This window comes from Microbacterium sp. AISO3, assembly GCF_002204305.1.
GTDB lineage: Bacteria > Actinomycetota > Actinomycetes > Actinomycetales > Microbacteriaceae > Microbacterium > Microbacterium arborescens.
Window position 1 is genome coordinate 577,079 of sequence record NZ_NHRF01000001.1, and the last position, 21,132, is coordinate 598,210.

23 protein-coding genes and 1 pseudogene are annotated in these 21,132 nt (G+C 71.6%); 4 read left to right on the forward strand and 20 right to left on the reverse strand.

What is annotated here, in order from left to right; all coding sequences use genetic code 11:
- Positions 1 to 29 precede the first annotated feature (29 nt).
- From lsrF to CBF90_RS02680, 5 genes are read right to left on the reverse strand one after another with little or no spacing between them, the layout of a single operon-like run.
- On the reverse strand, positions 30 to 902 hold the full coding sequence (lsrF, locus tag CBF90_RS02660) for a 3-hydroxy-5-phosphonooxypentane-2,4-dione thiolase (RefSeq protein WP_023953648.1): 873 nt from the start codon (positions 900 to 902) through the stop codon (positions 30 to 32).
- On the reverse strand, positions 895 to 1,965 hold the full coding sequence (locus tag CBF90_RS02665) for an ABC transporter permease (protein ID WP_088379844.1): 1,071 nt from the start codon (positions 1,963 to 1,965) through the stop codon (positions 895 to 897). Before CBF90_RS02665 ends, lsrF begins: the two co-directional genes overlap by 8 nt.
- Positions 1,962 to 2,933, reverse strand: a complete 972-nt coding sequence (locus CBF90_RS02670) for an ABC transporter permease (RefSeq protein WP_023953650.1) — start codon at positions 2,931 to 2,933, stop codon at positions 1,962 to 1,964. Before CBF90_RS02670 ends, CBF90_RS02665 begins: the two co-directional genes overlap by 4 nt.
- Positions 2,930 to 4,423: a sugar ABC transporter ATP-binding protein gene (locus CBF90_RS02675; RefSeq protein ID WP_088379845.1), complete on the reverse strand. Its 1,494-nt coding sequence runs from the start codon at positions 4,421 to 4,423 to the stop codon at positions 2,930 to 2,932. Before CBF90_RS02675 ends, CBF90_RS02670 begins: the two co-directional genes overlap by 4 nt.
- A gap of 44 nt (positions 4,424 to 4,467) precedes the next feature.
- Positions 4,468 to 5,550: a substrate-binding domain-containing protein gene (locus CBF90_RS02680; RefSeq protein ID WP_172407774.1), complete on the reverse strand. Its 1,083-nt coding sequence runs from the start codon at positions 5,548 to 5,550 to the stop codon at positions 4,468 to 4,470.
- A gap of 181 nt (positions 5,551 to 5,731) precedes the next feature.
- Here CBF90_RS02680 and CBF90_RS02685 point away from each other — a divergent pair, with 181 nt between their 5' ends.
- Together CBF90_RS02685 and CBF90_RS02690 are read left to right on the forward strand one after the other, a co-directional pair.
- Positions 5,732 to 6,472, forward strand: coding sequence for a GntR family transcriptional regulator (locus CBF90_RS02685; RefSeq protein ID WP_071918931.1), 741 nt, complete (start codon positions 5,732 to 5,734; stop codon positions 6,470 to 6,472).
- 53 nt (positions 6,473 to 6,525) lie between these two features.
- Complete coding sequence (locus CBF90_RS02690; RefSeq protein WP_088379847.1) at positions 6,526 to 7,533, forward strand: metal ABC transporter solute-binding protein, Zn/Mn family; 1,008 nt, start codon at positions 6,526 to 6,528, stop codon at positions 7,531 to 7,533.
- A gap of 19 nt (positions 7,534 to 7,552) precedes the next feature.
- On the opposite strand, the gene csrA is transcribed toward CBF90_RS02690, so the two are convergent.
- The 12 genes from csrA to CBF90_RS02750 form a co-directional block, all read right to left on the reverse strand.
- Positions 7,553 to 7,807: a carbon storage regulator CsrA gene (gene csrA / locus CBF90_RS02695; protein ID WP_023953655.1), complete on the reverse strand. Its 255-nt coding sequence runs from the start codon at positions 7,805 to 7,807 to the stop codon at positions 7,553 to 7,555.
- 54 nt (positions 7,808 to 7,861) lie between these two features.
- Positions 7,862 to 9,913 carry a flagellar biosynthesis protein FlhA gene (locus tag CBF90_RS02700; RefSeq protein WP_023953656.1) on the reverse strand — a complete coding sequence of 684 codons (2,052 nt, stop codon included), beginning with the start codon at positions 9,911 to 9,913 and terminating at the stop codon, positions 7,862 to 7,864.
- Positions 9,910 to 11,001 carry a flagellar biosynthesis protein FlhB gene (locus CBF90_RS02705; protein ID WP_023953657.1) on the reverse strand — a complete coding sequence of 364 codons (1,092 nt, stop codon included), beginning with the start codon at positions 10,999 to 11,001 and terminating at the stop codon, positions 9,910 to 9,912. The genes CBF90_RS02700 and CBF90_RS02705 overlap by 4 nt, the downstream gene beginning before the upstream one ends.
- Before the next feature lie 13 nt (positions 11,002 to 11,014).
- The gene (locus CBF90_RS02710) at positions 11,015 to 11,776 is read right to left on the reverse strand and encodes a flagellar biosynthetic protein FliR (RefSeq protein ID WP_023953658.1); all 762 of its coding nucleotides are present in this window, start codon (positions 11,774 to 11,776) and stop codon (positions 11,015 to 11,017) included.
- A gap of 1 nt (position 11,777) precedes the next feature.
- A complete protein-coding gene (fliQ, locus tag CBF90_RS02715) occupies positions 11,778 to 12,053 on the reverse strand; it encodes a flagellar biosynthesis protein FliQ (RefSeq protein ID WP_023953659.1) in 276 nt (91 codons plus the stop codon).
- A 12-nt stretch (positions 12,054 to 12,065) separates the two neighbouring features.
- Positions 12,066 to 12,770: a flagellar type III secretion system pore protein FliP gene (fliP, locus tag CBF90_RS02720; RefSeq protein WP_233494945.1), complete on the reverse strand. Its 705-nt coding sequence runs from the start codon at positions 12,768 to 12,770 to the stop codon at positions 12,066 to 12,068.
- 26 nt (positions 12,771 to 12,796) lie between these two features.
- Positions 12,797 to 13,270, reverse strand: a complete 474-nt coding sequence (locus tag CBF90_RS02725) for a flagellar biosynthetic protein FliO (RefSeq protein WP_023953661.1) — start codon at positions 13,268 to 13,270, stop codon at positions 12,797 to 12,799.
- A gap of 49 nt (positions 13,271 to 13,319) precedes the next feature.
- Positions 13,320 to 13,970, reverse strand: coding sequence for a flagellar motor switch protein FliN (fliN, locus tag CBF90_RS02730; protein ID WP_023953662.1), 651 nt, complete (start codon positions 13,968 to 13,970; stop codon positions 13,320 to 13,322).
- Positions 13,967 to 14,896 (reverse strand): flagellar motor switch protein FliM, encoded by a 930-nt coding sequence (locus CBF90_RS02735; protein ID WP_083990559.1) that lies wholly within the window; start codon positions 14,894 to 14,896, stop codon positions 13,967 to 13,969. Before CBF90_RS02735 ends, fliN begins: the two co-directional genes overlap by 4 nt.
- Positions 14,897 to 15,574: 678 nt before the next feature.
- Positions 15,575 to 16,384 (reverse strand): flagellar motor protein MotB, encoded by an 810-nt coding sequence (locus CBF90_RS02740; RefSeq protein WP_114598359.1) that lies wholly within the window; start codon positions 16,382 to 16,384, stop codon positions 15,575 to 15,577.
- Positions 16,381 to 17,184, reverse strand: a complete 804-nt coding sequence (locus tag CBF90_RS02745) for a motility protein A (RefSeq protein ID WP_023953665.1) — start codon at positions 17,182 to 17,184, stop codon at positions 16,381 to 16,383. Before CBF90_RS02745 ends, CBF90_RS02740 begins: the two co-directional genes overlap by 4 nt.
- Positions 17,184 to 17,447, reverse strand: a complete 264-nt coding sequence (locus CBF90_RS02750) for a flagellar FlbD family protein (protein ID WP_064955564.1) — start codon at positions 17,445 to 17,447, stop codon at positions 17,184 to 17,186. Before CBF90_RS02750 ends, CBF90_RS02745 begins: the two co-directional genes overlap by 1 nt.
- A gap of 104 nt (positions 17,448 to 17,551) precedes the next feature.
- Between CBF90_RS02750 and CBF90_RS02755 the strand changes: the two genes are divergently transcribed.
- Entirely contained in the window at positions 17,552 to 18,181 is a 630-nt protein-coding gene (locus tag CBF90_RS02755; protein ID WP_088379848.1) for a hypothetical protein, read from the forward strand.
- A 103-nt stretch (positions 18,182 to 18,284) separates the two neighbouring features.
- Here the strand turns inward: CBF90_RS02755 and CBF90_RS02760 are convergent, their stop codons facing one another.
- The 3 genes from CBF90_RS02760 to CBF90_RS18620 are packed head-to-tail and all read right to left on the reverse strand — an operon-like array spanning position 18,285 to position 20,417.
- The gene (locus tag CBF90_RS02760) at positions 18,285 to 19,445 is read right to left on the reverse strand and encodes a flagellar hook protein FlgE (RefSeq protein WP_023953668.1); all 1,161 of its coding nucleotides are present in this window, start codon (positions 19,443 to 19,445) and stop codon (positions 18,285 to 18,287) included.
- Positions 19,446 to 19,503: 58 nt separating this feature from the next.
- Entirely contained in the window at positions 19,504 to 19,947 is a 444-nt protein-coding gene (locus CBF90_RS02765) for a flagellar hook assembly protein FlgD (protein WP_036304747.1), read from the reverse strand.
- A gap of 14 nt (positions 19,948 to 19,961) precedes the next feature.
- A complete protein-coding gene (locus tag CBF90_RS18620; RefSeq protein ID WP_206780506.1) occupies positions 19,962 to 20,417 on the reverse strand; it encodes a flagellar hook-length control protein FliK in 456 nt (151 codons plus the stop codon).
- 43 nt (positions 20,418 to 20,460) lie between these two features.
- Here CBF90_RS18620 and CBF90_RS18625 point away from each other — a divergent pair.
- Positions 20,461 to 21,132 (forward strand): annotated as a pseudogene (locus CBF90_RS18625) (hypothetical protein); the annotation flags it as partial.

Below are 21,132 nucleotides of genomic sequence, written 5' to 3' on the forward strand. Positions count from 1 at the left end.
CGGGGCGCCCGTGGGCGCCCCGAGAGGGTTCAGTGGGAGAGGGTCTGGAAGAGATCGAAGGCGTCGTCGGCGCTGAGGCCGTCGTGCACGACGCCGCGGACGGCCGCGAGCATGGCGGCCGGGTGCTCCGACTGGAAGACGTTGCGTCCCATGTCGACGCCCGCCGCGCCCTCGGCCATGGCGCGCGATGCGACCCGCAGGGCCTCGCGCTCCTCGACCTTCTTGCCGCCGGCGATGACGATCGGGACGGGGCACGCGCTCGTGATCGTCTCGAAGCCCTCCTCGACGTAGTACGTCTTCACGAACGCGGCGCCGAGCTCGGCGCTGATTCGCGTCGCGAGCCGGAAGTAGCGGGCGTCGCGCACCATGTCGCGGCCGACCGCGGTGACGGCCAGGACCGGGATGCCGGTGGCCTGGCCCGCGTCGACGAGGGTCGTCATGTTGCGCACCGACTTCGTCTCGTTGTCGCCGCCGATGAAGACCTGCACCGCGAGCGCCGCGGCATCCAGTCGCACGGCGTCGTCGATCGAGACGGCGACCTCCTCGTCGGAGAGCTCCTTGAGCACGCTCGGTCCGCCCGAGGCGCGGAGCACGATGCCCTTCGCGGAGTGCGGCGGGATGGTCGTGCGCAGGGCGCCGCGCGTGCACATCAGGGCATCGGCCTGGGGGACCAGCGGGAGGATCGAGCGATCGAGCCGCTCGAGTCCCGACGTCGGCCCCTGGAAGTAGCCGTGATCGAACGCGAGCATCACGGTCTTGCCGTCGCGGGGGTCGAACACGCGCGACATCCGCGCGCGCATCCCCCAGTCCTGGCCTGCTTGGCCCTTGATGGGGTAGCCGGTGCCGGCCGCGGCGGGGCCGGAGTAGTCGGTTCCCTCACGCAGGTCGTCGAGGTCAGCCATGGATGTTCTCCTTGTTCTTCGGGGTGGGGTCGGTGTCGGCGCGTCGGGCCGAGGGGGCAGGGGTGGGGCGCTGCAGGTTCGCGCGGAGTCGGCGCAGGGAGCTGCGGCCGGTTCCGGTCGCGGCGGACGCGATCACGACCACGAGGACGACGAGCACGCCCTTGAGGACGTTCTGGGCGCCGACCGACCACCCCACGAGGTTGAGCAGTCCCGACAGCAGCACGAAGAACAGGGCGCCGGTCCAGGCGCCGGCCGGCACGGGGCGGCCTCCCGAGATGAGGGTGCCGCCGATCACGACGACGGCGATCGAGTCGAGCATGTACGAGCTGCCGAGCACGGTGCTCGGGGAGATGAAGGCTGCGAGCAGGCCCCCGACGAGTCCGGCGAGGCCCGCCGACACGAGGTAGGTGGTGACGGTCACGCCCGCCACCGGCAGGCCCGCCCGCTCGGCCGCACGAACGCTCTGGCCCACCGCGATGACGGCCACACCGACACGGGTCCGCGTCAGGGCGAGCCAGACGATCACGGTCATGGCCGCGACGACGAGCGCGATGACGGGGATGCCGAACGCCTTGGCCGTGACGAAGGCTCGCAGGCCCGCGTCGGCGCCGCCGCGAGCGGCATCCGCCAGCAGAAGCGTCGCGGAGGTGACGATGAGGCTCGTCGCCAGGGTCGCGATGATCGGCGGCACCCGCAGGAGGAGGATCGCGGCGACGCTGACCGCGCCGGCGGCGAGCCCGGAGCCGGCGCCGGCGGCGAGCCCGATCACGGGCCCCGCTGTCGCGCCCACGCCGACCGAGACGTACGAGGCCATCGAGATGACGGTGCCGACCGAGACGTCGATGTTGCCCGGGCCGAGGGTGATGACGAGCATCTGCCCGAGGGCGACGAGCACGAGGAACGGCGCGAGCGAGAGGGCCTGGGCCATCGGGTCGAGGGGAGATCCGGGCCGCACGGCGATGATGACCGCCCACACGGCGAGCACGCCGAGAAGCGACCAGCCCCAGGCGGGCCAGGCGGGTCCGCGGCGGAGCGCCGGGAGCGGGATGGAAGCGGAGGTCATCGCGCGATCCTCTCGGTGATCATGCGGCCCGCGAGCACGGCGATGACGATGACGCCTTGTGCGGCCGATTGCAGGGCGGACGGAAGGTTGATGAGGCTGAGCAGCACGGTGATGAGGCCGAGGGTGATCGCGCCGAGCGTCGTCCCGATCGGCAGCGCCCGGCCGCCCGAGAACGTGCCGCCGCCGAGGATCACCGCGGCGATCGTCATGAGGGTGTACTCGCCGGCGGCGTTGATGTCGCCCGACCAGGTCTGCGAGGCGAGCAGCAGGCCCGAGACGACGAGCAGCGCGGCTGCCGCGACGTACGCGGTCGCCCGGGTCGCGACGAGCGAGGCGCCCGTCTTCTCGAGCGTCGCGGCCTGCGAGCCGAGCGCGCGCATGCGTGCCCCCGCGAGCGAGCGTCGGGTGATCCACCAGCCCAGCGCCGTCGCCGCGGCGATGAAGATGAGGGGCGCCGGGAACCAGGTCGGCCGCCAGGTCGACAGGGCCGAGAGCCAGTCGGGGGTCTGGCCGCCGGGGGTCGGCCGGATCTGCAGGCCGATGCCCAGCCACACGAACGACATGCCCAGCGTCAGGATGATCGAGGGCACCCCGCGGCGCTGCACCACCCACGCGAGGAGGGCGTAGACGGCGAGGATGCCGGCGATCATGGCGATCGCGAGCGCGGGGGTCTCCCGCAGGAGCGTCGCGGCGATCACCGTGATGAGCCCGACGAGGTATCCGACGCTCAGGTCGATGTCACCGACGGCCATCATGATCATCTGGGCTTGGGCGGCGAGCACGAGCGGGACCGACGACATGAGCATCAGGGTGAGACCGGGCACGCTGAGGATTCCGGGCTGCAGAGCCGCGGTCAGTGCGAAGATCGCGATGAGCGCGACGAGGGCGAGGAGCGCGGGCGACCCGTTGACGGCCGAGGCGCGCAGGCGCTGCGGGGCGGTGGGCGGGGCGAGCACGTCGGTGGTCATCGGTCCTCCTGGACTGTCTCGGCGTCGACTCCGAAGGAGTCGGCGATGATGCGCTCGTCGGTGATGTCGTCGCCGGAGAGCTCGCTCACGACGCGTCCGGAGCGGAAGACGTAGACGCGGTCGCAGTGAGCCATCTCGCCGTTCTCGGTGGAGTACCAGACGATCGAGCGGCCGCGTGCCGCCTCGATGCGCATGAGGGCGTACAGCTCGTTCTTCGTCGTCACATCGACGCCCCGGAAGGGGTCGTCCAGCAGGACGAGAGGGGCGTCGGTCGCGAACGCCCGCGCGACGATGACCTTCTGCTGGTTCCCGCCCGACAGCGACGTGATCGGGGCCCGGGCACCGCCCTTGATGTTCAGGCGTTGCACCCATTCCTCGGCGAGCCGTCGTCGCCGCGCGGGCGCAACGATTCCCGCCGTCGCGAGATGACGGGTGGCGGAGACGGTGAGGTTGTCGGCGACGTTCCAGAGCGAGAAGATGCCGCTGGTCTGCCGGTCACCGGGCACGTAGGCGCGGCCGCGCACGACGCGGACGCCGCGGGCGTTGCTCCAGAGGCGGTGCAGCAGCTCGTCCTGGCCGTGGCCGGCGAGCCCGGCGAGGCCGACGATCTCGCCGGGGGAGACCGAGAACGGCACGTCGCCGCCGTCGATGCGGGCGACGGCGCCCCGCGCGTCGATCTCCGGCGGAGCGCTCGCGGCGCTCACCCGGCGCACCGTCGCCGTGTCGGCGTGGACCTCGCCGCCCATGGCCGCCAGCAGCGCGTCCTCGTCGGTATCCCTCGCCGCGACGACCTCGACGACGCGGCCGTCCTTCATGACGGCGATGCGGTCGGCGTGGGCCAGCACCTCCTGCATCCGGTGCGAGATGAGGACCATTCCGACGCCCTCGTCGGCGAGGCGGCGGAGCGCCGCGTAGAGCTGGCGGGTCGCGTTGATACTGAGCGATTCGGTCGGCTCGTCGAGGATCAGCAGCGACAGCGACGGCGTGCACAGAGCGCGCACGATCTCGACCATCTGCCGCTGCGCCATCGTGAGGTCGCCGGCCCGCCGCAGTACCGAGACACCGTGTCCGGGGAAGATCTCGTCGAGCTTCCGTGACACGCGCCGCTCGGCGCGACGGTTCCAGCCTGCCCCGCGGGTGCCGGCGTCCGAGAGCGCGATGTTCTCGGCGACGGTGAGGTCGGGGCAGAGGGCGAGCTCCTGGTAGATCATCCGGACGCCGGGCTGCTCGGTGCCGCGCTTCGCGGTCGCGCCGCCCGTCCGCCAGCGGATGCTGCCGGCGTCGGCCTGCTCGCGTCCGGCGAGCACACGCATGAGGGTGCTCTTGCCGGCGCCGTTGTGGCCGACCAGGCCCAGGATCTCGCCGGCGGCGACCGAGATGTCGATCCCGGCCAGTGCCGTCGTGTTTCCGTATCGTTTGGCGACCGCCTCGGCCGTGACGAGCGCCACGTCCGAGGGGGTGGTCGCGGGGGTGTGCGACAGGGTTGTCATCGGGTCTCCTGGTTCGAGCTGGTCGGCCACGGTGTCACCGGGCGTCAGGGCAGCGCGGGCACGGCGACGTCGTCGCCGGCCAGCAGAGCCGCGATCGCGGCGTCGGTGGTCTCCTCGTCCCAGGCGTTCGCGGCGTACTCGTCGGTGCCGAGGGTCTCGACCCAGTAGTCGAGGTTCTCCTGCGTGACCTGCACGAGCGGCAGGACGACCTCGTCGGGCACCTCGTCGCCGCGCAGCTTCGCGATGGCGGCGTAGAGCGCGGCGACGATCTGTCCGGGATCGGTCAGCGCGGCGAACGAACCGTTGTCGATGCCGCTCTCCTTCCAGAACGACAGCGACTTGCCGTCGGTGTCGAATACGACGACCGGGATGTCTCGACCGGCCGACTGGAACGCCTGCACGACGCCCATGCCGCCGATGCATCCGGGAACGGCGGCGATCGGGGGCATCGAGCCGAGGATCGCGACGATCTCCTTCTGCGCCGTCGCGGCGTCGCAGAAGCCGTTCACCTCGGCCGCGACCTTCACGTCGGGGTAGTCGGCGAGGATCTCCTGCTGGCGGGCGTAGAACGCCTCGTCGGGCTGCGAGCCGATCACGCCGCGGTTGAGGATGATGTCGCCCGTGCCCCCGATCGCGTCGAGTGCGGGCTGGAGCGAGTCGGCGCCCCACTGCCCGTAGTCGTTGCGCACGACGATGCCGCAGCTGGTGTCCATGTCGGCGTCGACGATCACGACCGTGATGCCGGCGGCGCATGCCTCCTCGACGACGGGGACGAGCGCGGTCGACGAAGCCGGGATGACCATGAGCACGTCGGGGTTCTGCAGCATGAGGCTGCGGATCTGCGATGCCTGCTCGGTCGCGCTGTTCTCGCCCGGGGCGTTGACGACGCTGTAGTCGGAGACGACGCCGCTCTCCTTGAGCTTCGCGGTCTCCGTCTCGAACTTGTCGATGAGGGTCAGGCGCCAGCCGTTGACGAACCCGTTCGAGAGGGCCACCTTCAGGCCCTGGGGTTCTCCGCCGGCAGCGGTGGTGTCGGTCGGGCTGCCGGCGCAGCCGGCGAGGACGAGAGCGGAGATCGCTGTCGCGGCCGCTGCGGCGAGCAGACGGCGGGTGGTCGGGAACGTCATCGTTGTGCCTCCTGGTGTCGCATCGTTGCGAGGTGCCGATGTCACGAGGGCGTGCGGGCTGCAAACTCGTAACAACCAACCTGTCATGACAAGTTGGTGATGACTAAGATAGGGAGCGGGCCGCCGAGTGTCAACACGGCGCCGATACGCTCGCCGTGACGGCCCGATCGAGGAGGCTCCCATGACCGCAGCGACGACGCTCGACCGCTCGTCCGATCTCCCGTTGTGGCAGCAGCTGTCGCTCGCACTGCGGGGTGAGATCGAGTCGGGACGGTGGCGGCCCGATCAGGCGCTGCCGTCCGAGTCGGAGCTCATCGACCGCTTCGGGGTCTCCCGCACGGTCGTCCGGGAAGCCCTCGCCGACATGGTGCGCGCCGGGCTGATCTACAAGGTCCGCGCGCGCGGATCGTTCGTCGCGCCGGCGCGGCCCGACCTGCGATTCGTCGGGTCGATGGCGGGGTCGTCGGACGATCTCGCCGGAACGGGTCGAGTGGTGACGACCCGCGTGCTCGACTTCGCCGTCGGCACGGCGGACGCGGCGGACGCCGAGGCTCTGCGCATCCCTGTCGGGGCACCCGTGGTTCGGCTGCGTCGCCTGCGGCGTGTCGACGAGACGCCCTGGCTGCTCGTCGACACGGTGCTGCCCCACGACCGGTTTCCCACGCTCGCGCGCGCCAACCTCGAGAACCGGTCGCTCTACGAGCATCTCCGGCGCAACTTCGGGGTGCAGCCGAGCGGCGCCGATCGCTGGCTCAGCGCGGTCGTCCCCGACCCGGCGGACGCCGCGCTCCTCGAGCTCGCCCCGGGGCAGCCGGTGCTGTCGATCGAGTCGATCGCTTGGGACGCCGAGGGGCAGCCGTTCGAGCGGTACCTGGCCCTTCACCGCAGTGACGAATCGCGCTTCTACGTGGGAATCCGCTGATCTCCCGCTCCGGCGGTCAAGAGAACGATTATCAGTAACGTACAATCGACGGCATGACCCGTCGATTCCTCCCTGCCGCCGCGCTCGTGGCAGCGGCATCCCTCGCCCTCGCCGGCTGTGCCGGCACCTCGTCGCCGGCCGCGAGCGGTTCGGACGACGGCAAGATCAGCGTCGTCGCCTCGACGAACGTATACGGCTCGCTGGCCGCCGAGGTCGGCGGCGACGCGGTCGAGGTGACCTCGATCGTGACCTCGCTCGCGCAGGATCCGCACTCGTACGAGGCCTCGGCGCGCGATCAGCTGACGGTGTCGCAGGCCGACCTCGTCATCGAGAACGGCGGCGGCTACGACTCGTTCCTCGACGCACTGGTCGAGGCGAGCGGCAGCACGGCCCCCGTGCTCACGGCGGTCGAGTTCTCGCACGACTTCCCGGGCGCCGAGGGCCACGACGACCACGCCTCGGATGACGGCGACGATCACGCCTCGGATGACGGCGACGGTCACGACCACGATCACGAGGGTCATGACCACATCGAGGGCTTCAACGAGCACGTCTGGTACGACCCGCACACGATCGCGCACCTCGTCGAAGACATCGCGCACGAGCTCGGCGAGCTGGATGCGGCCCAGGCCGAGACCTTCGAGGCGAACGCCCAGGCGCTCATCGAGCGGATCAACGGCCTCGAGACGTCGCTCGAGACGATCTCCGCGGCGCACCAGGGCGAGAAGATCTTCGTGACCGAGCCGGTTCCGCTGTACCTCGCAGCGGCCGCCGGCCTCGAGAACGCGACTCCGGCAGCGTTCAGCGAGGCCGTCGAGGAGGGGCAGGACGTGCCTCCCGCGACGCTCCTCGAGGCGCAGCAGATCCTGCGCTCGGGCGACGTCCGGATCGTGATCGTCAACGCCCAGACGGGCGGCGCCGAGACGACGGAGATCACGAAGCTCGCCGACGAGCTGAACATCCCCGTGCTGGAGTTCACCGAGCTGATGCCCGACGGTGTCGACTACGTCGGCTGGATGCAGCAGAACATCGACGAGATCTCGGGCGCGCTCGCGGGCTGACCCGCCGTCGAGATTCCGCTCAGTCCGCCGTCGGGGCCTCGCCCTGGCGGCGGACGAGTGCGTTCAGGAGGGCCTGCTGCTCGTCTGCGGATGTGCGGGCCGCCGAGACGTTCTCGTTCTCGACGGCGGCGACGATCTCGGCGCGCTGGATGCGGGTCGACCGCGGTGCGTCGATGCCGAGCCGGATGCTGTCGCCCTTGACCTCGAGCACCGTGAGCTCGATATCGTCGCCGATGAGCACCTTCTCACCGACCCGTCTCGTCAACACCAGCACTCGATCACCCTACTTTCCGGACGCCGTCCGCGCGCCTCGCGCTCGACGCGAGTCTCATGCGGTCGCGATGGCGTGCGCGTCGCCGATGCTGTCCCGGACCACGCCTACCGTGTCGATCGCGAGGCCCCCGGCCGTCGCCTCCGTGTACGACAGCACCGGCAGCCCGTCGGTCTGCGACGAGATGAGGCGCCGCACGGCCGAGCGCAGCGACGGGGCGCACACGAGCACCGGCTCGGGTCCGGGGCCCGCCGCCTCCAGCGCCGCGCGCGTCGACGCGACGACCGCCTCGAGCCGGTGCGGGTCGAGCGCGATGTGCGGGCCGTCCTCGCTCGGCCGCATCGCTTCGAGCATCGACTGCTCGAGCAGCGGGTCGATCATCACGATGCGCAGCCGCCCCTGCTCGGCGAAGCGCGTCGCCACGGCGGGCCCGAGCGCGAGACGTGCGGCCTCGATCAGGGCGTCGGGTTCGGTCGTCGTCTTGGCGCGCAGCGCGAGCGCCTCGTAGATCCGGGTCAGGTCGTTGATCGGGATGCGTTCGGCGAGCAGACCCTGCAGCACGCGCTGCACCTCGGCCAGCGATAGCAGCGCCGGTGTGAGCTCCTCGACCGCTGCGGGGCTCGACTGCCGCAGCGTCTCGGTGAGCTGGCGGACGTCCTCGCGGCTGAGAAGCCGCGCGGCGTGAGCCTGGATGACCGAGGAGAGGTGCGTGATGATGACGCTCGCGCGGTCGACGACCGTCGCTCCCGCAAGTTCCGCGCTGTGCCGCATCTCGAGCGGAACCCACTTGCCGTCGATGCCGAACACGGGGTCGGGCGACGCCCGCCCGGGCAGGGTCTCCAGCCCCGAGCCCAGGGCGAGGAGCGAGGCCCGGGGTGCGACGCCCCGGCCCGCCTCGATGCCGGCGACCCGGATGACGTAGGTCGAGGGCGGCAGCTCGATGCTGTCGCGCGTGCGGACGGGCGGAACGATGAGTCCGAGCTCGAGAGCGGTCTTGCGTCGCAGCGCCCGCACGCGTCCGAGCAGGTCGTCGGGGCCGCCGGTGACGAGGTCGACGATGTCGGGAGCGAGCAGGATCTCGAGCGCATGCACCCGCATCCGCTCGGCCAGTTCCTCGGGGGTGTCGACGGCGCCGCGCGGATCGACGGCCGGGGCGTCCTCGGCAGCCTGCGTCTGCTCGCGTCGGCCGACCCGCTGCGCGATGAGGAGCAGGGTGGCGCCGATGACGAGGAACGGCAGCATCGGCATGCCGGGGATGAACGACATCACGATCGCCGCGCCACCCGCGATCGACAGGGCGTTGCGCGACTGCGTCAGCTGCGCCGCGGCGGCCGATCCCATGTCGGATTCCGCTCCCGAGCGCGTGACGATCATGCCCGTCGCGACCGCCATGAGCAGCGCGGGGATCTGCGTGACGAGGCCGTCGCCGATCGTGAGGAGGGCGTAGGTGTTGAGGGCCTCGCCCGCCTCCATGCCCTTCGAGAGCATGCCGATCGCGACGCCGCCGACGAGGTTGATGATGATGATCACGAGGCCGGCGATCGCGTCGCCCTTGACGAACTTCGAGGCGCCGTCCATCGCGCCGTAGAAGTCCGCCTCCGCGGCGATCTCGGCGCGCCTGCGCCGCGCTTCGGCATCGCTGATGAGGCCGGCGTTGAGGTCGGCGTCGATCGCCATCTGCTTGCCGGGCATGGCATCGAGGGTGAAGCGGGCGCCGACCTCGGCGACGCGCTCGGCGCCCTTCGTCACGACGACGAACTGGATGACGATGAGGATCAGGAAGACCACGATGCCGATGACGAGCGATCCGCCGACGGCGATCGCGGCGAACGCGTCGATGACCTGTCCCGCGTGCGCCTCGCCCAGCACGAGCTTCGTCGAGGCGACGTTCAGGCCGAGCCGGAACAGCGTCGCCACCAGCAGCAGCGAGGGGAAGACCGCGAAATCGAGCGGCCGCTTCACGAACATCGCCGTCAGCAGGATGAGCAGAGCGAACAGGATGTTGGTGATGATGAGGACGTCGAGGATCGGCGGCGGCACCGGCACGATCAGCAGCATGATGATGCCGACGACCCCCATCGGCACCAGCGACCTTCTCAGGATGTTCATCGGGGTGCCTTCCTCTCGGGAACGGTGTGGACGCCGCGTGCCGCGCCGCGGCGCTTGAGCCCGTCGACGAAGACCAGCACGCGCGCGACGGCGGTGTAGAGATCGCCGGGGATCTCCTGGCCGAGCTGGCAGGCGCCGTGCAGGGCACGGGCGAGCGGGATGTCGCGCACGAGCGGGACGCCGGCCTCGTGCGCCCGGTCGCGGATGCGTTCGGCGATGAGGCCCTGCCCCTTCGCGACGACCCGCGGCGCCGACTTGCCGGGCTCGTAGCGGAGCGCGACGGCGATGTGCGTGGGGTTCACGAGCACGACATCCGCATCTCCGACGGCGGCGATCATGCGGTTTCGGCTCATCGCCATCTGCCGGGCGCGGCGCTGGCTGCGGATGAGCGGGTCGCCCTCGGAGTTCTTGTGCTCGTCGCGCGCTTCCTTCTTCGTGACGCGGGTGTGCTTGCGGTTGCGGCGCATGACGACGAGGACGTCGACCGCGGCCAGCAGGACGCCGACGGCGACGGCGGTGATGAGCAGCGCGGTCACGACGTTCGAGGCGATCTCGAGCAGCCGGGTGATCGGGTGGGCGCCGCTCATCGTGAGAACGGGCATGAGCCCGGCGACGACGAACCACAGGGCGAGGCCGATCGCGGCGGTCTTGAGCAGCGCCTTCGCGCCTTCCCAGAGCGCCTGCAGGCCGAACAGCCGCTTGACGCCGTTCAGCACGTTGAACTGCTCGAACCGCGCCGGAACGCCGCGCAGATGGACGCCGCCCTGGGCGACCGACCCGACGATCGCGACGATCGCGACGGCGAGCAGTGCCGTGCCCAGGATGGCCGGGATGCCGCCGAGCGCCGACGACAGGACGGCGACGGCGTGCTCGGGGTCGGGGTTGCGGATGACGGCGGCGATCTCGACGAACTGCGCCGCCCCGGCATCCGCACCCGCCCCGATCATGGCGGGGAGGACCAGTGCGACGGTGCCGATCGCGAGCCAGGCGGACAGGTCCTGGCTGCGCGAGAGCTTGCCCTTGCGGTGGGCCTCGCGCAGCTGCCGGCGGCTGGCCTGCTCGGTGCGTTCCCCGCTGTCGCTGCTCATGACGCGCCGCCGTTCATCGGGTTCCGCCGATCAGCAGGCCCGTCGCCTGGTCGGTGAGGGCCCCGACGACGGCGGGCAGGGCGAGGATGACGCTGCCGGCGAGGAGGAACGTCAGGATGATCTTCAGCGGGAAGCCGAGCGCGAACGCGTTGAGGGCGGGGGCGACGCGGCTGACGAGCCCGAGCGCGATGTCGGCGAGGAAGAGGACGAGCAGCAGGGGACCGGCGATCTGCAGCGCGGCGACGAGCAGCTGCGACGCGGTGTCGACCAGCAGCTCGACCGGGCGGGCGAGGTCGAGCACCCCATCGACGGGGATCGCCGTGAAGCTCCGGGCGAGCCCCGCGAGGATGAGCTGGTAGCCGTTGCTCGCGAAGAGCAGGGCGAGGGCGATCATCTGGAACAGGCGCGTGAACTGGGCGCCGTTGACGTTCATCTGCGGATCGAAGGCCTGCGCGAGCTGGAAGCCGCCGAAGACGTCGATCAGGCCGCCGGCCGACTGCACGACCGCGAAGCACGTCATCACGAGGAACCCGAGCAGCGCCCCCGTGACGACCTGAGCGGTCAGGGCGAGGAAGAACGCGCCGGTGTCGAGGCTCTGGTAGCCCGGCGCCACCGTGCCGCTGAGGGCGAGGGCGACGCCGATCGCGACCATCGCCTTGATGCGGGCGGGGAAGGCGCCGTACGAGAACGGCGGGGCCGTGAAGACGAAGGCGGTCGTGCGGACCGCGGCCAGTCCCGTGGCCTCGATCCAGGCGAAGTCCAGCAGCAGCTGCATCTCAACCGCCCGAGAGCAGGTGCGGGATGCGGTCGAACATGGTGTGGGTGAAGGCGATCGCCTCCGCGATCATCCAGTGCCCGCACACGACGAGGGCGATCGCGACGGCGACGGCCTTCGGCACGAACGAGAGCGTGACCTCCTGGATCTGCGTGATCGATTGCAGGAGCGAGATGGCGAAGCCGACCACGAGTGCCGTGATCAGCAGCGGGGCGGCCAGCTTCGCGGCGAGCACGACGCCCTCCATGCCGATGTCGAGGACCGCTTCAGGGTTCACGCGTGCCCCCGTTCATCCGCCCGCTCCGTAGCTCTCCATGAGGGTGCGGAGGATGAGCCCCCACCCGTCGACGAGCACGAACAGCAGGATCTTGAAGGGCAGCGAGATCATCACCGGCGGGAGCATCATCATGCCCATCGACATCAGCGCCGCCGCGACGACGAGGTCGATCACGAGGAACGGCACGAAGATGACGAAGCCGATGATGAAGGCCGCGCGCAGTTCGGAGATCATGAACGCGGGAATGAGGGTGATCATGGGGACGCTCGCCGGATCCTGGGGATTCTCGGCCCCCGCGAACCGGGTCATCAGCGCGAGGTCCTCTTCGCGCGTGAACGACAGCATCCAGGTGCGCAACGGGTCGGCACCGACGCCGACCGCGTCGGTGAACGTCAGGGAGCCGTCGACGTAGGGCTGAACGGCGACCGTGTTGATCTCGGTCAGCACCGGCCACATCACGAACAGGGTCAGGAACAGGGCGAGGCCCGCGAGCACCTGATTGGGCGGGATCGTGGGCAGGGAGAGCGCGTTGCGGGTCATCGCCAGCACGACGAAGATCTTCGTGAACGACGACATCATCAGCAGCAGCGCCGGGGCGACCGACAGCAGAGTGATGCCGATGAGCGTCAGCACCGACGACGAGGGCGTGCCGTCGATGCCGTTGATGTCGACCGAGATGCCGCCGTTCGGCGGGGGTGTCGAGGCGGCGACGAGCACGAGCGCCCCGAGCGCGCCGCCGGAGATCACGCGCCCAGGGCCCGGCGCAGCACCTGTGCGGCATCGCGCGCGGTCATGGTCGCCGGGCGGGTGGTGCGGGCGGTGCGTGCAGTGCGTTCGGCGCGGGCCTGCGCGCGGAGCAGGGGCACGGGCGGTGCGAGAGGCTCGTCGCCCGCGACATCCCGGAGAGCCGGGCGGCCCGTGCCGACGCCGTGTGCAGCATCCGCCGTCGCGGGGTGCCCCGTCGTGGTGTCGGGCGACGGGTCGATCCGGTCGAGCATCGACACCCCGCCCTCGGTGATGCCGAGCACGTAACGGGCCCCGTCGATCTCGACCACGGCGACCTGGGCCTTCGGCCCGATGCCGCGCTTGGCGACGACGGTGATGTCGGCGACGGCATCCGAGCGCGCCGGTCTGGGGCCGCGCGCACGGCTCGTGCGCGACCCCGCGGCGCTGCCGCGCGAGAAGCGACGCTGCAGCACCCACACGATCGCGAGCACGACGCCGAGGGAGACGACGACGCGCAGCGCGAGCAGCAGATCGTCGATGTCAGGCCTCCGCGTTCTCGATGATGCGCGTGATACGAACCGCGTAGTCCTGGTCGACGACGACGATCTCGCCGTGGGCGATGAGCCGTCCGTTGAGCTTCACGTCGGCGGGGGCGCCGGCTGAGCGGTCGAGCTCGATGATGCGGCCCGGCTCGAGGTCGAGCACGTCGCGGACGGTCATGCGCGTGCGGCCGACCTCGACGGTCAGCTCCATCTCGACGCCCGCGATGCGCTGCAGGCGGCGCGGCGAGGCGGCGGCGGGATGCGACACGCGGACCGCGAGACGCCCGATGACCCGGGCATCCTCGTCGACGAGGTCGAACACCTGCGCGGCGGGGTGGGCGAACAGCGACGAGGCGTCGCCGATGCTCGCCTCGCCGAGCACGCTCGGCCCGAACGCCGTCGCCGCGGCGTCGAGCGCGTCTCGGAGTCGTTCGGACAGCGGCAGGCCGGCGTCCGCGCCGACGAGAGCCGACTCGTCGAGCACCACGACCGCGAGGGCCGCGCTCGTGTCGCCGACCGACGAGACGATGACCGCGTCGCCGGTCTCGCCCGCGCTCGTCCCGGGGCGGGCGGTGATGCGCGACGCGGTCGGCAGGCGGTCGGCGAACGCCGCCGCGGCTGCGGCCTCGTGGGTGGTGGTGCTGGTCATGGCGACTCCTCGGACAGCGCGGGGGAGAGATCGGATGCCGTCACGACGCACGCGAGGCGTGCGCCGTGCGACCCCACGGCGGCGGATGCGACGACGTGCTCGTCGACGGCGAGATCGAGGGGACGGTCGGCGGCGTGCGCGAGCGAGATGACGTCGCCGACGGCGAGGTCGAGCACTTCGGCGGGGCGGACGGCGCGCGGTGCGAGTCGCAGCGTCACCTCGACGGGCGTCTGCTCGATGTGCCGGCGGACGAGCCCCGGGTCGTTCGTGGCGCGCGGCGCCGAGGCGCTGTCGGACAGGCGCTCGAGCAGCGTCGCGGCGGGGAGGGCGATCGTCGCCGTCTCGGTGCGGTCGGCCAGGCGCATCGAGAACCGGGCCACGACGACGAGGTCCTGGCCGCCGACGACCTGGGCGAAGGCCGCGTTGTACTGCACCGCGCCGACGCTCAGCTCGCGAGGCAGGAGGGATCCGAGGGCGGTGCGGAGGTGGCCGAGGGTCTCATCCATGAGCGACCGGATGAGCGCCTGCTCGATCGCCGTGAGGGCGCGGGCCTCGGGCCGCTGCGAGCCGTCCCCGCCGAGCATCTTCACGATCCACGACAGCGCCGACGGCAGCGGGAACTCGATGACCGCGCGATCGTCCGAGCTCGCGTCGGAGCACAGCACGAGCGTCGTCGTCGGCGGGACCGTGGCGACGTACTCGTCGTAGGTCTCGAGGCTCACGCGTTCGAGGGCGATGTGCGCTCGCACCCGCGCCTTCGCGGCGAGGAGCATCGCCCACTGGCGCGCGAAGGCGTCGAAGGCCCCCGCCAGGGCGCGCGTGTGCTCGCGGGACAGCGCCGCGGGTCGCCCGAAGTCGTAGCGTTCCGGGGCCGCGGTTGCGGCATCCTCGGTTCGCACGCTCGGGGCGGTCGGCACGGTCTGCACGGCGGGGACTATCGGTCGCGTCGCGCGTCTGGTTAGCCCCGCGCTTCGCTGGGTGGGGGCGGGGGTGGGCGCGGGCGCGGGCTCTGAGTTGGGTTGGCAGCTTGTACCCAGTCAGAGTTCGGGATGGGGCGGGGTCTGCCAAGTGAGACCTCGAGGCACCGCGGGTTGGCGCGGGTTGGCGCGGGTTGGCTCGGGTTGGCAGCTTGTGCCCAGTCGGGGCTGGGGATGGGGCGAAATCCGCCAGGTGAGGGCTGGGGTGGGCGCGGGCTCTGAGTTGGGTTGGCAGTCTGCGCCCAGTCGGGGCTGGGGATGGGGCGAGGTCTGCCAAGTGAGCCCCCGAGGCACCGCGGGTTGGCGCGGGTTGGCAGCTTGTGCCCAGTCGGGGCTGGGGATGGGGCGAGGTCTGCCAAGTGAGACCCCGAGGCGCCTCGGCTTGGGTTGGGTTGGCAGCTTGTGCCCAGTCGGGGCTGGGGATGGGGCGAGGTCTGCCAGGTGAGGCCTGGGGTGGGCGCGGGCTCTGAGGTGGGTTGGCAGTCTGTGCCCAGTCAGAGTTCGGGATGGGGCAAGTTCTGCCAAGTGAGACCCTGAGGCACCGCGGGTTGGGTCGGGTTGGCAGTCTGCGCCCACTCAGCCCGAGCGAGGGGACGCGTTCTGCCAGGTGAAGGTCGTGCCGGGGAGTCAGCCGTCGTCGGCGGCGAGCGCGGGGAGCTCGCCTCGCACCTGGGCGTCGGCGTCCGAGAGCACAACGATGTCGACGCGGCGGTTCTGCGCGAGGGCCTCGGCGCTCGATCCCTCGGCGAGCGGTCGCGACGAGCCGAACCCCACGGAGCTGATGCGCTCGCGCGCGACCCCGCGTGCATCGACGAGGTAGCCGAGCACGCCGTTGGCCCGCGCGGTGGAGAGCTCCCAGTTGTCGGCGAAGGGCGCGATGGCGGGGCGGGCGTCGGCGTGGCCCTCGACCGAGATGAGGTGCGCGTCGGCGGCGAGCACGGCTCCCGCGGCGTCGAGCACGGCCCGGGCGCGGTCGCTCAGGTCGGTGCTGTTGGTGTCGAAGAACGTCTCGGCGCTGACGAGACCGATCGTGAGGCCCCGGTCGTCGATCGTGAAGGTCGCGGCGTCGCCCAGGCCCTGCTCGGCGAGAGCGCCCTCGAGGCGTGAGCGCAGGTCGTCGAGCGAGCTGTACTCCTGCTCGGCCGGAGTCGGAGCGGTCGGCGTCTCGACGAACCCCTCGCCCTCCTCCTCGACCAGCTCGGGTGGTACGACGACGCCCTCCGAGACGTCGCGGGTGTCGGAGATCTCCGAACCGAACCCGGTCGCGAGCGAGGCGCGCAGCTGCTCGAACTTCTCCTGGTCGACGTTGGACATCGCGAACATGACGATGAACATGCACATCATCACCGTGATCATGTCGAGGTACGACGCCATCCAGCGCTCGTCGGGGCCCTCGTGCGAGGACTCCATGACGCGGCGGCGACGCGGCGCGCTCATACCCCGGCGTCCGCTGGCTCGTCGGCCGCCGCCTTCGCCCGACCACGCCCGGGCTTGGTCTCGGGTGCGAGAGCCCGCAGCCGCTCGGCGACGAGCATCGGCGGGTTGCCCGCCTGGACGGCGAGCATCCCCTCGGTCACGAGCGTCATGCGGTCGACCTCGATCTCGGCGAGGCGCTGCAGCCGCGTGCCGATCGGCAGCCAGATGAAGTTCGCCGACAGCAGGCCCCACAGGGTCGCGACGAACGCGGCGGCGATGAGGGGCCCGAGCTGGTCGGGCTTGTCGAGGTACTCGAGCACGTGGGTGAGCGAGACGACCGTGCCGACGATGCCGACCGTCGGGGCGTACCCGCCGAGGGCGGAGTAGAAGCGCGAGGCCGTGCGGCGCTCCGCGGCGACGGTGGCGACGCGGTCCTCGAGCACGACCCGCAGGTCTTCGGCATCCGTTCCGTCGGCGATGCTCTGCAGGGCGTGGCGCAGCAGCGGATCCTTCTCGTCGGCCACGGCGCTCTCGAGGGCGAGCAGACCCTCGGCGCGTGCCTTCTCGGCGTAGCCCACGACGGTGTCGATGAGCGCCTCGGTCGATCCCTTGATGCCGACGAAGGCCCGCGGCAGGGCGCGCACCGCCCCCGCGGCATCCCGCAGCGTGCCGCCAGCGATGCCGATCGCGATCGTCGCGCCGAAGACCAGCACCATGGGCGCAGGCAGCAGCAGGGCGTTGAGGCTGGCACCCTCGAGCTGGATCATCGCCCACAGGCCGCCGAACGCCAGCAGGATGCCGATGAGGAGTGACGGGTCCATCAGCGCTCGCCCTCCGGTGCGATGGCCGGTGCGGTGGCCGATGCGGGCGCGGTGGCGGATGCCGCGGCATGGCCGAGGGCCGTCGCGAGCACGCGGGCGCGGAACTCGACGATGCTCTGGATGACGGCATCCATCGTCTCGGCAACCACGAACGTCGCCCCATCGACCAGCGTGAGGGTCGTGTCGGGGCTCGCCTGGATGCGTTCGACGAGGTCGGGGTTCACGGCGAACCGGTGACGGTTCAGTCGTGTCAGAACGATCATGTCGCCCTTCTCGTCGGTCGGCGCGCGGGGGAACGAGCTGTCGCGGGTACGACGGCTCCGAGGGGACTGTCGGCAGGACGCGGCGGTCGGTTAGCGTTGCGCCCGTGTCAGCGTCGTCGCCGCAGCCCCCGTTCTTCCGCCCCGTCGAGCCGCGGGAGATCCCCGACGACGACCACCCGCCCCTCGACATGCCGGCATGGATGGGGCCGCCCTGGCACGTCGCCCCCGTGATCGTGGCGCTCGACCGAGAGGTGGGCCGCTCGCCCGACACGGTCGTGTCGCTGGAACTCGTGCGGGTGTACCGCGAGGGTGTCGTGCTGCGGCTGGCAGTGCGCGTGGCCGAGACCGGCCGGCTCGCGCGGCAACGGATCTGGGGGTACCTCGATCGTGCGCACGGCCGGGGGCAGCTCGATGACCGGTTCGATCCGACGGGCCTGCGCTGGGGCGTCCGCTTCGCCGACGGGCGGACGATCACGACGCAGGACGATTCGCCGTGGGCGCGCGGCGACGTGACCGACGCGCAGGTCGAGGGGCCGGTTCTCGAGGGGCTCGGTCGGCCGCAGGGTCACGCCGACAGCTGGGCGCGCGAGTTCTGGGTCTGGCCGACACCCCCGGTGCCGACGTTCGAGGTCGGCGTCGAGTGGCCGGCCCGCGGCATCCCCGAGACGGTGACGCCGCTCGACGCCGCTGCGCTTCGTAACGCAGCTGCGCGAGCGCACCCGCTGTGGCCCTGACCGGCCGCGCGCGCAGCTCCACAGAAACCGGCGCGCTCGGTGCCGCGCGGGCCGCGAGGCCGAACCCGCAGGAAATCTGAGGAGTTGCGGGCCGCGCCCGCGCTCAGCGCTTGAGGTTGGTCAGCTCCTGCAGCACCTCGTCGCTCGTGGTGATGATGCGGGCGTTCGCCTGGAATCCGCGCTGCGCGACGATGAGGTTCGTGAACTCCTGCGAGAGGTCGACGTTCGACATCTCCAGCGCCCCGCTGACGAGCCCGCCGCGGTCGTCGGTGCCCGCCGTGCCGACGTCGGCCGCGCCCGAGTTGGCGCCGGCGCGGTACTGCGACGACCCGGCCTTCTCGAGCCCCTCGGGATTGTCGAAGGATGCGAGGGCGATCTGAGCGAGCACCGATGTCGCTCCGTTGCTGAAGGCGCCGACGAGGCTGCCGTCGGCCGACAGCGTGTACGACACGAGGCTTCCGGGCGCGCGCCCGTCCTGACCGCCGAGCTTGACGGTGCTGAGGTCGGCGTAGCCGGTGATGGCCGAGAGGTCGACCGCGACCCCACCCGAGGTGATCGTCGCGGGCGTCGTCGTCAGGCGTCCGTCGGTGAAGGCGAGCTGCGTCGTCGCGGTGCCGTCGGTGACGTCCCAGCCGCCCGCGGTTCGGGTGAAGGTGAGTGCGAGCTGGCGGGACTCGCCCTGAGCGTCGTAGACGGTGACGTCGCGGACGAGCTTCTCACCGACCGCGGAACCCGAGGGCAGGTTGCCCGTCACCGCGGCGGTCGTCGTCGCGCGCCCGGGCGAGGTGGCGCCCACCGGAAGCGCGATGTTGCCGACCGGTCCGCCCGTCGGCACGACACCGTCGACGGCGCTCCAGCCCTGCACGAGCGCGCCGTCCTTCGTGGTCAGTCGACCCGCGGAGTCGAAGCCGAACGAGCCGTTGCGCGTGTACAGCGTCTCGGCGCCGTTGCGGACGACGAAGAAGCCGTCGCCCGCGATCATGAGGTCGGTGGGCACGCCGGTGGCCTGCTGCGATCCCTGCGTGAAGTTCGTGCGGACCGCCGCGACCTGGGTGCCGAGGCCGACCTGAGCGGCGTTCGTGCCGCCGGCTCCGGCCTGCGCGGCACGGGAGTTCTGGACGATCTGCGACAGCGTGTCCTGGAACTGCACCGAGCCCGCCTTGAACCCGACGGTGTTGACGTTGGCGATGTTGTTGCCCGTGACATCGAGCATGGTCTGGTGCGAGCGGAGGCCGGAGATGCCGGCGTAGAGCGAGCGGAGCATGGAGTGTCCTTCGGTGTGGGGCTGGCGTGGTGGTGGGGGTTGCCGGAGTGGCCGTGGTTCAGGATGCGGATGCCGCGGGCGGCGCGGCATCCGACACCGCGATGCCCGAGACGACGTCGAGCGGAACCGCCGTGCCGCCGATCGTCACGAGCGGCACGCCCTTCTCGAACGACACCTGCGTCACGCGACCGCTGCGAGTCGTGCCGTCGGCGTCGACGTACGAGGCCTGCTGGCCGACGAGCGCGGCGGCGGTCTGGCGCATCGTGAGGGCGAAGTGCTCCGACGAGGTCGTGGTGAGCGCGACGAGCTGTTCCATCATGGCGAGCTGCGTCGTCTGCGCCATCATCTCGTTGGTGTCGAGCGGAGAGCTCGGGTCCTGGTTCTTCATCTGCGCGACGAGCAGCTGCAGGAAGACCTCGGAATCGAGGGTCTGCTTCGGCGCGGGAGGGGCGGATGCCGCGGGCGTGGCACCCACGACGCCGACGGGCGGAACGCTGGTCATGGTGATTCTCCGATTCAGGCGTAGAGGTCGATGCGACCGGCCTCGAGGGGCGCGGGGCGGGCTGGGTCGTGCGGGAGTTCGGCGGGAACAGCGGGCGCATGACCGGGACGCCCGCCGCGACCCGGGTCGTCGGGGGTCTGCTGCGGCGTTCGGTCGGACGCGCCGCCGTCCGAGGTCTGGCCGGCCGTCCCGCCTGCTCCTCCGGCGTGCTGGGCCGGAGGCGGAAGCGTCGACGCCCGTGACGGATCGTCACCCGGGGTCAGGCTCACGGACGAGAACGGCGCGAGCACGGCGAGCTCGCGGCGCAGATCTCCGAGGACCGCCCGGATCGCGTCGTGTGCCGCCGCCGTGCCGGAGGTCAGCTCGACGGTGACGGACGACCCGGAGATGTGCGCCGTGACGGTGATCGGCCCGAGGCTTTCGGGCGATACCCGCAGCACCATCGTGTGCCGGCCCGGCTCGGCCGCCACGAGGGAGAGGACGGGGCCGCGCAGCTGGGGCGCGAGGGGCGGCGTGGCCGGCGCGCTGCTCGGCGCGGGCGACGCCGATGCGATCGTCGCCGGGGGCGGCAGGGGAGCCGCCGGTGCGGACGCGGGGTGCGGCAGCAGTGCGGATGCTGGTGCGGATGCAGGTGCGGAGGCTGCGCCGCCCTGGCTCGTCGCAGCCGTCGACGACGGCGTGACCAGCGCTTCGGCTCGCGGGCCGTGCGGCTTCTCGAACGTGTCCGCAGCCTCCCGCGCGGCCGTGAACCCCGCGGTGCTCCCGAACCCCGCGGTGCTCCCGAGCGCCCCTGTGCCCGTGGCGTCCGGACGCCCGGCTGTAGCCGTTGTCGCCTCCCCGGCCGGTATCGGCCGCGCCATCACCGTCGCCGTCGGCCCGGTCACCGTCGCCGCGGTCACTACCGTCGCCGAAGCTTCGGTCGCTGGCGTCACGGTCGCTTCAGGTACGGTCGCTGGCGTCACGGTCGCTTCAGGCGCGGTCGCTTCCGCCGCGGTCGCTTCGGGCACGGTCGCTTCCGTCGCGGTCGCCGTCACGGGACCGGTGACCGAGAGCCCGGCAGCGCCCGCCGAGCGCAGCACCACCCGCCAGCAGGTGCGTGTCGCTGATATGGACGAGGACGTGACCAGCGGGCTCATGACGACCGAAACGCACGGATGCCGCAGGGTCGCGAGGCTGTGTGGAACC